The 15,063-nt window shown below is 56.9% G+C and carries 12 protein-coding genes; 6 read left to right on the top strand and 6 right to left on the bottom strand.

From position 1 onward, the window contains the following. On the top strand, positions 1-1,800 hold the full coding sequence (typA, locus tag BLQ17_RS04745; RefSeq protein ID WP_092220451.1) for a translational GTPase TypA: 1,800 nt from the start codon (positions 1-3) through the stop codon (positions 1,798-1,800). Between the two features lie 239 nt (positions 1,801-2,039). Here typA and BLQ17_RS04750 read toward each other — a convergent pair whose 3' ends face one another. The 6 genes from BLQ17_RS04750 to glgX form a co-directional block, all read right to left on the bottom strand. Beyond that, positions 2,040-2,468, bottom strand: coding sequence for an NUDIX domain-containing protein (locus tag BLQ17_RS04750; RefSeq protein ID WP_092220324.1), 429 nt, complete (start codon positions 2,466-2,468; stop codon positions 2,040-2,042). A 4-nt stretch (positions 2,469-2,472) separates the two neighbouring features. Beyond that, on the bottom strand, positions 2,473-3,093 hold the full coding sequence (locus tag BLQ17_RS04755; RefSeq protein ID WP_245694993.1) for a 5' nucleotidase, NT5C type: 621 nt from the start codon (positions 3,091-3,093) through the stop codon (positions 2,473-2,475). Next, on the bottom strand, positions 3,080-4,015 hold the full coding sequence (locus BLQ17_RS04760; protein WP_092220326.1) for a ketopantoate reductase family protein: 936 nt from the start codon (positions 4,013-4,015) through the stop codon (positions 3,080-3,082). The genes BLQ17_RS04755 and BLQ17_RS04760 overlap by 14 nt, the downstream gene beginning before the upstream one ends. A gap of 13 nt (positions 4,016-4,028) precedes the next feature. After that, positions 4,029-4,823: a hypothetical protein gene (locus BLQ17_RS04765; protein WP_092220328.1), complete on the bottom strand. Its 795-nt coding sequence runs from the start codon at positions 4,821-4,823 to the stop codon at positions 4,029-4,031. 49 nt (positions 4,824-4,872) lie between these two features. Beyond that, on the bottom strand, positions 4,873-5,394 hold the full coding sequence (locus BLQ17_RS04770; protein ID WP_092220330.1) for a GDSL-type esterase/lipase family protein: 522 nt from the start codon (positions 5,392-5,394) through the stop codon (positions 4,873-4,875). Between the two features lie 180 nt (positions 5,395-5,574). Then, positions 5,575-7,662 (bottom strand): glycogen debranching protein GlgX, encoded by a 2,088-nt coding sequence (gene glgX / locus BLQ17_RS04775; RefSeq protein WP_092220455.1) that lies wholly within the window; start codon positions 7,660-7,662, stop codon positions 5,575-5,577. Positions 7,663-7,913: 251 nt separating this feature from the next. Here glgX and BLQ17_RS04780 point away from each other — a divergent pair, with 251 nt between their 5' ends. The 5 genes from BLQ17_RS04780 to BLQ17_RS04800 all read left to right on the top strand — a co-directional run bounded on the left by BLQ17_RS04780 (position 7,914) and on the right by BLQ17_RS04800 (position 14,903). Next, positions 7,914-8,852, top strand: coding sequence for an Lcl C-terminal domain-containing protein (locus tag BLQ17_RS04780; RefSeq protein WP_092220331.1), 939 nt, complete (start codon positions 7,914-7,916; stop codon positions 8,850-8,852). Between the two features lie 247 nt (positions 8,853-9,099). After that, positions 9,100-9,747 carry a transcriptional repressor LexA gene (lexA, locus tag BLQ17_RS04785; RefSeq protein ID WP_092220333.1) on the top strand — a complete coding sequence of 216 codons (648 nt, stop codon included), beginning with the start codon at positions 9,100-9,102 and terminating at the stop codon, positions 9,745-9,747. Then, entirely contained in the window at positions 9,728-10,645 is a 918-nt protein-coding gene (locus BLQ17_RS04790) for a DUF72 domain-containing protein (protein WP_245694994.1), read from the top strand. The genes lexA and BLQ17_RS04790 overlap by 20 nt, the downstream gene beginning before the upstream one ends. Then, positions 10,638-11,858, top strand: coding sequence for a DNA polymerase Y family protein (locus BLQ17_RS04795; RefSeq protein ID WP_176761092.1), 1,221 nt, complete (start codon positions 10,638-10,640; stop codon positions 11,856-11,858). Before BLQ17_RS04790 ends, BLQ17_RS04795 begins: the two co-directional genes overlap by 8 nt. 27 nt (positions 11,859-11,885) lie before the next feature. Further along, positions 11,886-14,903 carry a DNA polymerase III subunit alpha gene (locus BLQ17_RS04800; protein ID WP_092220337.1) on the top strand — a complete coding sequence of 1,006 codons (3,018 nt, stop codon included), beginning with the start codon at positions 11,886-11,888 and terminating at the stop codon, positions 14,901-14,903. Positions 14,904-15,063 lie beyond the last annotated feature (160 nt).

Below are 15,063 nucleotides of genomic sequence, written 5' to 3' on the forward strand. Positions count from 1 at the left end.
ATGGAACAGAGTAAGATCAGAAATGTGGCGATCATAGCCCACGTTGATCATGGAAAAACAACATTGGTGGACCAGCTTTTCAAGTATTCGGGGATCTTCCGTGACAACCAGGAGGTTTCCGAGAGGCTGATGGACTCCATGGATCTGGAGCGGGAAAGGGGGATAACCATAACCGCGAAAAACGGGTCTTACAGATTCGAGGATTACTGGATAAATATAATCGATACCCCCGGGCATGCCGATTTCGGCGGCCAGGTGGAACGGGTGCTGCGCATGGCTGACGGCGCCCTGCTGCTGGTGGATGCCCAGGAAGGTCCCATGCCGCAGACCTATTTCGTTCTGAAAAAGGCACTTGAAAACCACCTGCCGGTGATCGTCGTTATCAACAAGATAGACAAGCCTGCGGCGCGCTGCGACTGGGTTGTCGACCAGGTGTTCGATCTGTTCGTAAAGCTCGACGCCCCTGATGAGATCCTCGATTTTCCGATAGTGTATGCATCGGCTAAAAACGGCTACGCGCTCTATGATCCCGAGGAACCGGTGGTAAACGGCGGAACCATGGAGCCGGTGTCAAAGATGATCGTCGACCATATTCCCGCTCCCACCGGCTCAAGCGACAAGCCATTGCAGATGCAGGTCGGCACCATCGACTATTCTCCCTATCTCGGTCGGCTCGGTATCGGCAAGGTCATCAACGGCACCATGCGGCTTAATCAGCCTATCGTTGTGGCCAGAAGGGACGGCTCCATCAAACCGGTGCGTATTTCCAAGATCTACCGTTTTGAATGCGATGGTAAAACCGCTGTGGAAAAAGCCGGCGTCGGTGAAATTGTAGCCGTTGCGGGGATGGAAGACGTCACCGTGGGGGTAACCTTTACCGATCCCGAACGGCCCGCCCCCCTGCCGCTTATAACCATCGATCCTCCGACAATCTCCATGAACTTCGTCCCTAACGATTCCCCCTTCGCCGGCAAGGAGGGGCGCTACGTTACCAGCCGCCATCTGGGAGATCGCCTGCACCGCGAGACCCTTGCTGACGTCGCCCTGCACTGCGACGTCCTGGAAGAGGGGGTTGGATTCAAGGTGTCCGGCCGCGGAGAGCTTCATCTTTCCATCCTCATCGAGAAGATGCGCCGGGAGGGGTATGAATTCCAGGTAACCCGGCCGCAGGTCATCATGAGGGAGGAAGACGGCAAGATTCTTGAGCCGTACGAGAGGCTGACCGTCGATGTCGACGAGCAGTTCCAGGGAGCAGTTATCGAAAAACTGGGGAAACTCAAAGGCCAGATGGAGGAGATGGATAACGCCAACGGCATGGCGAGGCTGGTGTTCACCATCCCGACCAGGGGACTGCTTGGGTATCGCTCCGAGTTTATGACCGATACCAAGGGGATGGGGATGATGGCTTACGTGTTCCAGGAGTATGGACCATATGCCGGAGATATCGTCAATCGGGTCAACGGCGTGCTGGTGGTAAAGGAACCGTGCACCGCGGTTGCGTATGCGCTGTTCAATCTCCAGGAGAGGGGCAAGCTGTTTGTTCATCCGGGCGAGCCTCTTTATCAGGGGCAGATTGTCGGCGAGCACAGCCGCTCAACAGACCTCGTGGTCAATCCGGCAAAGGGTAAGAAACTAACCAATATGCGGGCGTCCGGTTCGGACGAGGCGGTGATTCTCACTCCGCCGGTGGTTATGTCACTTGAGGATTGCATCGCCTATATCAACGACGATGAACTGGTCGAGGTGACTCCGTCGTCGATCCGTCTGCGGAAAAGGCCCGGTACAAAGATAAGGGGGTGACCGGCGTGAAGGAGATGATCACCGTTGCAGCGGCCGCCCTGATGGGCGGCGCGATTTTCTGGTTGCTTGCCGGAAAACTGAAAAAGAACTGCACTCCCTGAATGATCCTTTATGGCTCCATAGGTGTGGGGCTGTTGAGTTACTGGCTGCTGCATTCACTGCTGTAGGTCACCGGGGCAGTCTTTAATGTTTTCAGCGGCAAAAGATGATGGATATTAACGCAAGAAAGCGCACCTGTTTCACCGCTGTTTTTTGCAACTGAAATAGTCGGCCAGTATCCTGCCGTGGTCAAAAGCCAGCTGCGGCAGGTCCTGCTCGGTAAAAAGCCTGGCCATGGCCGCATCGTCACCACCTGCCGGACTACCTTCGGCGCAGCCGATAAATACGGTTGACGCGGTGTGCATGCGCTGGTCGCGGTCCGGGTCCGAGTAGGTGCGGAACTGCCTGAGGTTTTTCACCTCAAGCCCGGTCTCTTCCCGCGCTTCCCTGAGTGCCGCATTTTCATAGGATTCGCCGTAATCGACAAAACCTCCCGGCAAAGCCCAGCCGTACGGCGGGTTCTTTCTTTTTATCAGTACAATGGAGTCGCCGATCTCGATGATTATATCAACCGTGGGGACCGGATTTCTATAGACTTCTATTTCACTGTTGCAGTTCGGGCATCTCATGATCTCACCGGGCGGAGTCGATAAGGTCAAGAAGTTCTTCCCAGCCGTCGACTGCGTAAAGCGCATGTTTTCCTGCATTCCACGGCTGGGTAAAAACGATGGGGACTATTCCCGCCTTGGCCAGCTGGTTGCAGGTGGCCGCACGGTCATCGACAAAATATGTTATTCTGCGGGCCTTGACATGGCGGACCTTGTCGTCGTGGTCGCCGGTTGCAACCACGGTGATGCGGTTGGCTGTGTCGGCTTTGCAGTGATGGGTCAGCCAGTCTATGACCGGCTCAGTCCGGGACCTGGCGGTGATGATGGTCACTTGCCCGCCGGCTGTCAACCGGTCAAGAGCTCTGAGCGCTCCGGCCATGGGCTGCAGGTTCGCCCCCAGGCTGTCCTCCAGGATCTGTGTGAAAATGCGCTCGACGATTTCCATCGGCATGTTCACGCAGTTTTCCAGCTCAAAGTTGGTGATGTCTTTTCTGGTGAAGTCGCAATAGCCGTAATCTTCACAGGAAAGACGGATAAACGCTTCGGCGGTGTCGGCGATCACTCCGTCAAAATCAAAACCGATCTCCGACACCTTGATTTTCCTGGCAGATAGTGGAGTGGCAAAATTTCCATCAACCATTTTCATAAGTTGCCTCAAGTTCTTTTACCTGCTTTACCAGACGGTCGTTTTCCGGTGTCGAAATACCATGTTCTCTCGCCATCAGGACAATGGCACCGTTGATGGCATCGATCTCCGTTCGCCGTTTTTTCCGCACATCCTGCAGCATTGAGGAGATATTGCCGGCGGTGTTCCGGCACACCTGTCTGGCGGCATCGAAGGGGTCGACCGGCACGATAATATCTTGGGCCGCGGCAACTAGCCTGGCCTCTTCAACAGCCGCACGCATTCTTTTATCAACGCCGGGCAGGGTGAGGAGTTCCCCGTTTTTGCAGTTGAGTGTTGCGGTAAGGGCGTTGATACCGACATTGATGAACAGTTTGGTCCAGATTCTTGCCAGTATGTCGCCGGTAATGTTGACCTGCAGTCCCGATCTGGTCAAGGTGTCTGCCGTTTTCTGGAGCAGGTTTTTAAAATGTTCATCGGGCGGGGTGATAAATCCCAGGGAGGTGGTTCCGCTTCCGGCGTGCCTCACATGACCGGGGCCGAGCAGGGTGGCTCCCTCGGTGGTCGTGCCGTAGGCTTGGTACGCCTTATGGCCGCAGGTGTCGAGTTCAAGATGGCTTATGCCGTTTTGCAGGAACAGCAGCAGCGTTTTCTCTCCAAGGATCGGAGCGCAGAAGTCAAGGCTGTTTTTGACATCGTAGGACTTGACGCAGAGCAGAACCACATCCACCGGCTCAAGCGTCTCCGGGTCGGAGGCGGTGGTCACCGGAAGCAGCCGTTCGGCAGCCCCGCACTGGTATATGACTCCGCGTCTGGAAAGAAGTTCAGCACGTTCGCGGTTGTAGTCGAGCACGGTGAACCGATCGTTCTGGTGCATCCCTTTTGCCATCAGGGCATAGAGCAGGCACCCAAGCGCGCCCGGGCCCACAAGTAGATAGTGCATGTTCCTCTTGCCTTTATTTGATGACCGAGGCGTGCTCTACGATTGCCTCGTATTTGTATCCCGCGCCGAAATCCTTGTCGGCGCTGAGAACCCCCTCAAGGGTTACCGTACTGTTTAACTCTACGGTCTCGGCGGTGGTTATGACAAGATCGTGGGTGTTGTGCATCGGGTCACCGGTTCCGTCCTGCAGGTGGACCCAGTTGCGGCCCATGATCATGGGGCTGAATTTCACCACCTTTCCTTTTATCCGCACCTTTTGGCCGGACAACTCTTCGGCTTTGGCGAAAATTTCCTCGACACTGTATCCGTTTGGCGCAACTGACTTGTCGACGTGGATCTCCTTGAACGGCACAATGGCTCCTACACTGCCTCCGGAGACCTCTTCAGCGGAAGGGGCCATGGCCGTGTGGGTTGTTTGTTGTTCGGCTTTAACCGCTGCGGCAAAAGAGTCTTCTCCGCCTCCCAGTGGGGCCGCCGGCTGCTGTTCGAGTCCGTCGCTGAAAGTAATCGTGTCAAACGTGCGATTGAGGGTCTTGCTGGTGAAATTGTCCATGACCATACCCGGTTTGTAGCGGACCGTGTCGCCGACTGCGACACTGCTCTCAGGGATGGCGACCCAGTTCTGCCCGCCTTCAGTGTCGACCAGCATGTAGGTGTATCCGGCAACATTCATGGTTTGGGTAACTTTCCCGCTAACTGCCGGTGGTGTGGAGGTTGTTCCTGCCGCTGCCGGCAAATGAGGTGAACAGACCAAAAGCGCGCAGATAAAGAACAGCCCCAACAGTGAAAAAAAAGGTTTTGATTGCATTGCATACTCCTGGAAAAAATGAAGATTGATCAGCCAACGACTGACCACGTTAGTCATCTTCAATGAGAAATGCAATATGTTCGATAAGCATCCGGTCCCAGATTTCGTAAGCGTTTTCAGTCAAGTGAACTCCGTCTTCCTGGAAAATGGTCTTATCCGAGAGTAATACCCGTTGATGGATATCGAGAAAGCAGCTGCCGGTCTTGATCGCAATTTCCTTTATCCGGCGGTTGACATCACGTATGATATCTTCCGGAAGGTGGGGGAGAGACATCGGGAACAATGAATTTACTAGTATTTCCGCCATCGGGTACTGGTTGTGGAGTTTTACCAGAATCTCTTTCAAGAAGGTGGTAAAGGCAATGTTGCCGCACAGCATGTCGTTGGTGCCGATCATGACCATTATTATGTCAGCCCCGGGGGATCTTTTTTTAATAAGCGGTATCAGGCTCAGCAGATCGTTGGTGACTGCTCCCGCCATCCCGAGGTTGTTGACGTCGTAACCTTTGAGCCTTTTTTGCCAGTTGTGGTCAGCAACCAGGGAGTCGCCGGTTAAAAGAACCTTTATCATCTGTATACAATAGAGTTGTTCACGAAAGGGAAATGTTGCTAACAGTGGATGCCGATTATGCGCAGAAGACTATCATAAGACGAGTGTTGTGCCAAAGAGTTTTTGCCTTTCGGCGGGCAGATTTGATTGCAACCGGAGCCGCAGCGGTCGCCGTCCGCTGCCCGGGTGCTGCCACGCAGGTCAAATGGTACGGCCACTTGCGGGCTGTCGGTCCTGCAGTACCACGCAGCCAAAAGGGAGGACCTTGACCATTTCGGTCATTAAAGCCGGTGCGGAGGTGATTGCGACAATATCTGCCGGGGAGTCGGCGGCGGTGTCTATGATTTTTCTCCATATTTTCCCCGGACGGGGAGCGGGGACAGTGAAAAAGAGGGGGATGTCGCGGTTGCCGTTGAGCATCACCAGAAAACTGCACACTTCCCCGGCGTCCAGGTGCTGCCGGAGCAGGAACGCAAGACCGTGGCAGTCGTCGCTCCAGTCGGGCCGGTTTGGCTCGAGATATTGCCAGGATATGGTGCTTTCCGCGGAAGCGGTGGGAGAAGATGGCTCATCGGTGAAAAAGTCGTCCCGGCGAAAGATCGGGTTGTTCTTGCGCAGTGCAATGCATTTTTTGAAAAATCTGTGCAGATCCCTGTTTTTTTCCAACAGGGTCCAGTCGACCCAGCCGGTATCGTTGTCCTGGCACCAGGCATTGTTGTTGCCTTGCTGGGTGCGGCCGAATTCATCGCCGCCAAGGAGCATCGGCACCCCCTGGGAGAGAAGCAGTATCGCCGCAAAAGTTTTGATTCTCCGGTGTCTGAGACGGATGATACCGGTGTCTGAGGTTGTTCCTTCATCGCCGCTGTTCCAGCTGATGTTGCGGGTCTCTCCATCACGGTTTTGCTCGCCGTTTGGCAGGTTGTGCTTGTCGTTGTAGCTGACCAGGTCGTACAGGGTAAATCCGTCATGACTGGTTAAAAAATTAATCGAACAGAGCGGGCTTCTGCCGCTGGTTTGGTAGAGATCGGAGCTTCCCGCGATCCGGGTGGCCAGGTGGCTGACGGTTGCTCTTTTGCCGCTTAAAAAAGAGCGGACATCGTCGCGGTAGCGGCCGTTCCATTCCGCCCACCTGGTGTCGCTGGAGAAACTGCCTACCTGATAGAGGCCCGCTGCATCCCAGGCTTCGGCTATCAGCTTGGTGTCGCCGAGCAGCGGGTCCTCGGCAATGACTTCGATCATTGGCGGGTTGGGGAGCACGTTGCCCTGCTGGTCCCGTCCGAGAATTGACGCAAGGTCGAACCGAAAGCCGTCAATATGCATCTCGGTGACCCAGTAGCGCAGAGAGTCGCGGATCAGTTCCCTGACCACCGGATGGTTGCAGTTGAGGGTGTTGCCGCATCCGGAAAAATTGAGATAGCTGCCGTCTTTACCCAGGAGGTAGTATATGCTGTTGTCAATTCCCCGGAAGCTGCTGGTGGTGCCGTCGTAACCACCTTCGCCGCTGTGATTGTAGACGATATCGAGAAACACCTCGATGCCCGCCTGATGGAAGGTGCGGACCATCTGCTTGAATTCATTGACCGTTTGGCCGGGATCGCTGGCATAGCCCGGCTGGAGGGCGAAAAAGGAGACCGGGCTGTATCCCCAGAAATTCTTGAGCCGCCGGCCGGTTTCCGGACAGTGGAACACGGTATCGTTCTCGTCGAATTCAGTGACCGGGAGCAGCTCCACTGCCGTGATTCCCAACTCCTTGAGATAGGGGATTTTTTCCGTCAGGCCGAGGTAGGTCCCCGGAGCCTTCACCCCGGAAGAGGGGGAGCGGGTGAACCCTCTTACGTGCAGTTCGTAGATAATTGTCTCGGAGAAGGGTATCTTCAGGGGTTTGTCGTGTTGCCAGTCGAACTCCGTGGAGACGATGGTGGAGCATGGGGTGCGGCCGTACTGTGCCGGTGTTCCCCACTTTCTCGGCATAACGGTTTTGCTGTACGGGTCCATCAGCACGACGCGGCTGTCATACCCCAGTTTCTGTCCTTTGGCGTCATGGCTCGGGCCGTCCATCCGGAATCCGTAACTGAAATCGTCAAGGTCGGCATCAAGGAGAATATGCCACATATCGCCGGTACGGTTCTCGTCCGGGTCCAGTTCGAACTCGTAATGCTCTGTCTTTTCCTGCCGCCGGATGTCGACAACCAGAACCACCCGGGTTGCATGCCTTGCAAAGATCGCAAAATTAATCCCACTTTTGAGGATCGTCACTCCCCTTGGAAGGGGAAAGCCCCTTTTTAACATTTTGTGGTCAATTACGGTGGACATTTTGGTAATGATAATTAATACTTTACAATATGTATATTTAAATCCAGGTGTTATCCGGAGGTTATGTGTAATGGTCCTGAAGCTATTGTAGCTTGTTGGCCGCAAAAAGCAAAATGAGTTTACGGTGAATGGTTCATGACTCGGATGCGTCCGGTCGCTTTTTTTTTTAGAAAAAGGTCCGGGGTGTCGAGAAATGTTCAGGTAATCCCTAAACAGGTGGAGGTGGTATGGGAGAGTTTCATGGAGTCAGGGTCGGAGACCAGGTAATCAGCCCGATCGATTGGGAGATGAATCCCGCGCTTTCTTTCGGGACCTACGAATCATGGGGCGGACGTGAGCGGGTGCGCAATAATAATGAGTGTGTCTACTATTTTTTTGTCGACAACTGGGGAAAGGAGCCGAAGCTATGCCTGATGGAGCGGGCGGTGAAGCACGCCAAGGTCATGGCGGAGGTGAAGGCACCGCCGGAGATAATCAGGGATTGTGTGGCAGACCAGGGAACCTCATCGATTTTTGAGAAGAGTTACGCAATCAACGACCGGATCAAGAAGTGGCTTATCGACAACGTCCTTGACGGCGGTGATTCGCGGCTGGTGGTGCCGCGGGTGGATACTCCCGTCATAGAGGACATGGGGCCGCAACTGCCCTCGGCTGCGGAGAAAAGTTTTACCCAAGAGGTGGTGTCGTTGCCGCGTGTCGGGGCCATCATCCAGGATGAACAGCTTCAGGGGATAATGGAGAAATGGAATTTCTTTGATCTGGAGCAGAACCCGTCGGGCCGGTTTGAAAATTCGTTTGTTGCCGGAAATGATCCCGATGTCGTTGTCGACCGGAAAACCTCGCTGATGTGGCAGCGCAGAGGCATCGATATCGGTTCGATCCGGTTGATGCGTAAAAGCATAGCAGAGCTCAATGAAAGGGAATTTTGCGGTTTCAGCGACTGGCGCATGCCGACAATGGAGGAGGCCATGTCTCTTATGGAACCGGTGAAAAACGTTAAGGGAGTGTACCTGGATCTCTGTTTTTCAAAGGAGCAGCCTTTTATTTTCGTCGATGCCCAGCGAAAGCCGGGCGGATACTGGTTTGTCGATTTCAAGCAGGGGCGGGCATTCTGGTCTTCGGGAACCATCCCCGGAGGTTTCGGTCGGCTGGTGCGGTCCCTGTGACCGGGCGGGTTTTTCTACCGTAATGTCCTGAGAAAGACCGCAAAATGATTTTCCCACACAACCGGGATTTGCGATTGCAAATCCCGGTTGTGCTTTTTGCGGTACTGCTTTTCTGCGCGCTCCCCTCTCCTGTCGGTACGGCTGATCGGTGAAAGGTGGTGACGGCAAAATGTTTATTGACAAACCTGATTGTACATGTACAATTATTACAAATAAACATTGTAAGTGTACTTTGTCGGGGGCGGTCATGGAACTGACGGAAAAACAGCAGCAGTATCTTGATTACTTGGTGGAACGGATGGACGGGGAGGGGCGGATCCCAAGTCTGCGGCAGGCTGCCGCGGATCTGGGGGTCAGCCATACCGCGGTTGCGCAGTTGTTGAACCAGCTGGAACGCAAACGGGTCCTGAAGCGTGAAGGGCGGTACGGCAGGACCGTTCGTCTCAATCCTGTTCCCGGCAAAACGAACGGATCGCGCCGCGGTCGTGAGCTGCCGATCGTCGGCCGGATTACCGCGGGGCTGCCCATGTACGCCCAGCAGGAGTGGGAGGGGACCGTCGTTGTCGACGCCTCGATTTTCAGGGGGGAGAACCTGTTCGGTCTGCGGATCAAGGGGCAGTCGATGAAGGATGCCGGTATATTCGACGGGGATCTCGTCGTCTGTGAGCCCCGGCAATATGCCGAAAACGGGGAGATCGTCGCGGTTCTGATCAAGGGCGAAGAGGCCACCGTAAAGCGTTTTTTTCTCTATCCGGACCATGTCGAGCTACACCCCGCCAACGATGCGTATCCGGTGATGTGCTATCCTTTCAGTGAGCTGCTGGTGCAGGGTAAAGTTGTCGGCGTTATCAGGGGAAAACATCGGGAGTTTGACGGTGAGCACGGCCAGAACTGACAGCCCCGGCAGGGTCGACCTGGCCATGTCGCCACTGTCTGGAGGGAAAACGGAGATATGTTCCGTCTATGTGGGAACCTGTGGATACTCCTATACCGAATGGGTGGACAGCGGTTTTTATCCCCCGGGGACCAGAAGCAATGAGATGGTCGGCCTGTACGGACGCTGTTTCTCGGTGGTGGAGTTGAACTATACCTGGTACCAGATGGCCCGGGCGGATATCCTGGAGCGTATGGTAGCCGGGAGTCCCTCCCATCTCCTTTTCTGCGCAAAGCTCACCAGGACCATGACCCACGAGCGTGATGACAACTGGCGCCACCAGCTGGTGCAGTATCGTGACGGAATAGCGCCGCTTGTAAAGGCGGGCCGCCTGGCGGCGGTTCTGGTCCAGTTCCCTCCCGGCTTCGAACGGACCATCGCCAACCGGACCTACCTTGCCGCCCTCCTCGACGGGTTGCACGGGCTGCCCGTTGCGGTGGAGTTTCGTCACGTGTCCTGGCTCGCTGATTCCGTTTTTTCAGAGCTCGGCAGACGCCGTGTGACGCTGGTGGCCGTCGACGTCCCCGCTCTTGCCGAACTCTTTCCCTCCCTTGACGTCGTCACCAATCCGCAACTCTTCTATGTCCGTTTTCATGGCCGCAATCAGGAGGGGTGGCGATCGGGGAATATGCAGAAGAAATTCGCCTATGACTACTGCCGGGAGGAGCTGGCCAGCTGGTCGGCGCAGTATCTGGTGCCGATGGCCCGTCGCAGCGGCCGGGGGCTCGTCTTTTTCAACAACCATGTCCGGGCCCGGGCACCGCACAACGGCATGCTGCTGCAGCGCATCCTGCAGCAGCATGGGCATTTTACGGCGGCGGGAAAAGAGCTGCCGCCGGGGGAGGGACTGTATGGCTGACAGGGGGGCGAATTCCATGCGCTACGAACGGTCGGTGCTCCACTTCAACGTGGCTGACTTTGCCGTTGCGGTCGAACGGGAGGCCGATGTCGCGCTGCGGTCAAAGCCGGTCGTCATCGCTTCCTGCCGGGCATCCCGTGCGGTTGTGTATGATATGAGTGAGGAGGCCTATGGCGATGGGGTGCGCAAGGGAATGTTATTGAGACAGGCCACGCGTTTCTGCCCTGGGGCGGTTGTGTTGACCCCGCGGCCGTATCTTTATCAGCAGGCGATGACAGCGTTTGGCAAAACCCTTGAAGGCTATTCTCCCCTGATAGAGAGCGGGGTGGGCGACGGCCATTTTTTTGTCGACGTGACCGGTACGCACCGGCTTTATGGCCCTGCGCCGGACATCGGCTGGCGTGTGCGCCGCGAGGTCCGCAGAAGTCTCGGAATCGATCCGATCTGGACGCTTGGAACCAGCAAACTGATATCCAAGGTAGCCTCGAGGCTGGTGAAACCGGTGGGGGAATATATCGTGACCCCGGGAGAAGAGGCCGCTTTCCTGGCGCCCCTGCCAACCAGGTTGCTGCCGGGATTAACCGCCGAAGAGTTGCTGAAGATGGAGGAGTTCCGGCTGACGACCGTCAGGGACCTTGTCACTCTCTCCCGTTCTCAGCTGAGGGTGGCTTTCGGCGGCCGGGGTGATTTCCTCTATGACGCCAGCCGCGGAGATGACGGCAGCAGGGTCACCACCCGTGATGAGGCCGCAGGCGCCGTGGAGTGTGCGCACACTTTTGGTGAGGACACCAACGACAGGGAGGCGCTTTCCGCCGTGGTGGCGGTTCTTGCAGGGCGCGCGGGCTTTTTGCTGCGCGGCAGGAATCAGGTGGCGCGGCGGACAGGGATCTGGCTGTGTTACTCCGACGGGGCGCATGTGGTACGGCAGGCGTCATGTGGCAAGGGGACAGCGGAAGACCGTCTGCTGCGCGAACTTGCCGCCACCGCTCTGCAGCGTGCCTGGATCCGCAGGACCAGAATCCGCAGCTGCCGCCTGGTGTGCGACCGGCTGCAGCCGAGGTCTCCCCAGCTGTCGCTGTTTCCCGAACTCGACGCCAAAAGCCGCAGGCAGCACGGACTGCAGGAGGCGGTGGACGGGCTGCGGTCGCGCTACGGCCACGACATCATAGGGGTGGGACGGCAGTACACCTGCCCCGTGGGTACGGTTCATTGACGGGTTGTTGCTGCCTGGCCCCATGTCATGATTCCTCTGCGGGTGAGATCCTACTATTCCCTGATGCGCGGGACCGCTCCCCCCGGGCTGTTGTGCCACCGCGCCAAGCGGCTCGGTTATACCGCAATGGCCCTTACCGATCGCGACAATCTTTACGGGCTCTGGGAATTTCTGCGCGGCTGCCGACAACAGGGGCTGCGCCCGATTGTGGGCGCCGAGGTCTCCGAAGCCGGTTCCCCACGCATTGTAACCTGCCTGGTTAAAAACAGTGCCGGATACAGGAATCTCTGCCGCCTTCTTTCGGCGCGGGCCAACGCGCGGGGGTCGTTTCAGCTGTCCCGGGATCTGCCTCTTTTTGCCGACGGTCTGCTGCTTCTCTGTTCCGATATCGTCCTGCTGGAGCGCTACTGCCGCCTGGGGGCGGACGTCGCCGCCGATCTCAGCTCCCGGCCGTCGGCTTCCGGTCTCAGGCTGCGGGATTTTGCCCTTCGCCACAACCTTCCGGCAATCGCCACCCCGGACAGTTCCCTGGCAACAGCGGCCGACCAGGAACTCTACGCGCTGCTCCAGGCGGTGCGCGAGGGCGCCTGTTGGTCGGAATGCTCCTCCCGCGCAGCAGCCGCGCTTGAAGCGATCGGCACCTACAAAGAGGCGTTCGCCGTCTGGCCCGAAGCCGTCGACGGCTCCGATGGGCTTGCCCTTCGCTGCGGGTTCTCAGGTCCCGAGTTTGGCGTGGTGATGCCTCCCTGGCGCGGTGACACCGGGAAGAGCACGGCCGCGAGCCTGAGGGAGAAGGCGTACAGGGGCGCCAGGCGCCGGTATGGCAACGACCTGGGAGAGGATGTCATCGAGCGTCTGGAACATGAACTTAAGGTGATCTGCCAAATGGGTTTTGCCACCTACTTTCTCGTGGTCCGTGATATTGTCCATCGCCGTGGTAGAGACGGAGGCAGAAAAAAGCGGCGGATCTGCGGCCGCGGTTCCGGGGCCGCGTCGCTGGTTGCCTATTGCCTTGAAATCACGAATGTTTGTCCCTTGAAGTATAATCTCTATTTCGAACGTTTCTTGAATCCCGGCAGAAGTGATCCCCCCGATATCGATATAGACTTTTCCTGGGATGAGCGAGATGAGGTGTTAAACGAGGTGTTGCACGATTTTGCCGGTCACGCGGCCATGGTCTGCAACCACGTTTTTTTTCAGCTGAAAATGGCAATACGGGAAACCGCCAAAACTTTTGGCCTGCCGGGGCATGAAATTTCGCGGGTGACCAAGAAAATTTCGCACCTGCACCGGGTCAAGGACCAGGATCTCAAGCACCAGCTGGAGTCGCTGCCCGCCCTGAAAGACCAGGATCTTGACCATCCCTGGTCGGATATCCTTCGTCTTGCCGCAAAACTTGTCGGCGTGCCTCGCTATATCTCGGTCCATCCCGGAGGCGTGGTGATCACGCCGGAACCGATAGACAGCTATGTGCCTGTGGAGATGGCCGCCAAGGGTATTCCGGTCATTCAATGGGAAAAGGATGCTACAGAAGAGGCGGGTCTGGTGAAGATTGATCTTCTCGGCAACCGCAGTCTTGGTGTTGTACGCGACTGTATCGAGGATATCTGCGCCAGGGGGGCGGTCTTTAACGAAGAGGGGTGGCGCCCGGAGGAAGACCAGCGGACCAGGCTGACGGTGGCCAACGGTGAGACCATGGGCTGCTTTTACATAGAGAGTCCGGCCATGCGGCTGCTTGAGAAAAAAGCGGGGACCGGTGACTTTGCCCAGCTCGTGATCCAGTCTTCCATCATTCGGCCGGCGGCCAACGAATTCGTGCGCGAATATGTACGCCGGCTTCATGGAGGGAGGTGGACGCCGCTCTGTCCTGAGATCGGCGATGTGCTCGACGAGACCTTCGGCCTGATGGTGTATCAGGAAGACGTCTCGAAGGTGGCGGTTGCCCTTGCCGGGTTCAGCCACGCAGAGGCGGACGGGCTGCGCAAGATCATGTCTAAAAAAGACAGGGAGCACCGGCTCGGGCATTATAAAAAGAAATTCTTTGCCGGTTGCAGCGCCAACAACATAGAAGCGGATGAAACCAGGCGGATGTGGGCGATGATGATGAGCTTTGACGGCTATTCGTTCTGCAAGCCGCATTCCGCCTCCTATGCCCGGGTGTCGTTTCAGGCAGCCTACCTCAAGGCCCATTTTCCGGCCCATTTCATGGCGGCGGTTATCTCCAACCAGGGGGGATACTACTCGACTTTTGCCTATGTGTCAGAGGCCAAGCGGCTCGGGTTGAAAATTCTTCCGCCCGATGTCCGGGACAGCGCGATCCGCTGGAAGGGGGAGGGGCAAGGGATCCGGGTTGGCCTGCAGTCGATCGCCGGGGTGTCCGGACCGTTTGTGGTGCGACTGGTGGCGGCGAGAAAGCGGGGACCGTTTGCGGGGGTGGAGGATTTTTTCCGCCGGACCAGTCCTGCGGACAATGAAGCCAGGGCGCTTATCCATGCCGGCGCCCTGGACGGCCTGCAGCCCCAACCGAACCGGACCGTTCTGCTGTGGCAGTGGGCGGCATTCCAGAGGGACCGCAGCAGGGTTGCGTTGCTGTTTACGGAAAAAACCGATCCCCCGTCGCTTCCTCCCCCAGATCTTGCGACCAGGCTGCGGCGGGAATATCGGGTTCTCGGGTTTCTCTGCAGCCATCATCCCCTGGAGATCGCAAGGCCGCTGTGCCGCCTTCCGCAGGTAAAAAAGAGCGGCACCAACCGGTTGCTAAGGGTGGTGGAGCTTGGCGGCCGTGTTGGTCAGCGGGTGGAGCTTGCGCTGTGGCTGTTGACGGGAAAACTTGTCTCCACCGCCACCGGGGAAGTGATGGAGTTTTTGACTTTTGAGGATGAGACCGGCCAGGTGGAGACCACGTTTTTTCCGGAAGTCTACCGTGCCCACGCCCATCTTCTGCGGACCGGGGCGGGCTATCTGGTGACCGGTCTGGTCGAGGAGGATTTCGGGGCGCTTACCCTGACCGTAAGCCGGGTTAAATCGCTTATGGGGGGACAATGACAAGGTTTTGTCTATGATTGTGGTGCAATTCAAATGACTTGGCAACCGTCATGACGGGTGGTATTGGTAAGAGACAGCCTGGCCGGGTAAAAAGGGATATCTTTTTTTGCACTTTGGCGCCGGCAAAGGTAAGCTTTGACTGAAAATCAAAACAACGGGA

Origin of the sequence: Desulforhopalus singaporensis (genome assembly GCF_900104445.1) — a bacterium.
Taxonomy (GTDB): Bacteria; Desulfobacterota; Desulfobulbia; order Desulfobulbales; family Desulfocapsaceae; genus Desulforhopalus_A; species Desulforhopalus_A singaporensis.

What these genes read in the sequence shown, in the direction of transcription:
- BLQ17_RS04760 (WP_092220326.1), bottom strand. Translation starts at nt 4,015, where the DNA reads ATGCACTATCTACTTGTGGGCCCGGGCGCGCTTGGGTGCCTGCTCTAT.
- BLQ17_RS04755 (WP_245694993.1), bottom strand. Translation starts at nt 3,093, where the DNA reads ATGAAAATGGTTGATGGAAATTTTGCCACTCCACTATCTGCCAGGAAA.
- lexA (WP_092220333.1), top strand. Translation starts at nt 9,100, where the DNA reads ATGGAACTGACGGAAAAACAGCAGCAGTATCTTGATTACTTGGTGGAA.
- BLQ17_RS04765 (WP_092220328.1), bottom strand. Translation starts at nt 4,823, where the DNA reads ATGCAATCAAAACCTTTTTTTTCACTGTTGGGGCTGTTCTTTATCTGC.
- BLQ17_RS04780 (WP_092220331.1), top strand. Translation starts at nt 7,914, where the DNA reads ATGGGAGAGTTTCATGGAGTCAGGGTCGGAGACCAGGTAATCAGCCCG.
- BLQ17_RS04770 (WP_092220330.1), bottom strand. Translation starts at nt 5,394, where the DNA reads ATGATAAAGGTTCTTTTAACCGGCGACTCCCTGGTTGCTGACCACAAC.
- BLQ17_RS04800 (WP_092220337.1), top strand. Translation starts at nt 11,886, where the DNA reads ATGATTCCTCTGCGGGTGAGATCCTACTATTCCCTGATGCGCGGGACC.
- glgX (WP_092220455.1), bottom strand. Translation starts at nt 7,662, where the DNA reads ATGTTAAAAAGGGGCTTTCCCCTTCCAAGGGGAGTGACGATCCTCAAA.
- BLQ17_RS04750 (WP_092220324.1), bottom strand. Translation starts at nt 2,468, where the DNA reads ATGAGATGCCCGAACTGCAACAGTGAAATAGAAGTCTATAGAAATCCG.
- BLQ17_RS04795 (WP_176761092.1), top strand. Translation starts at nt 10,638, where the DNA reads ATGGCTGACAGGGGGGCGAATTCCATGCGCTACGAACGGTCGGTGCTC.
- typA (WP_092220451.1), top strand. Translation starts at nt 1, where the DNA reads ATGGAACAGAGTAAGATCAGAAATGTGGCGATCATAGCCCACGTTGAT.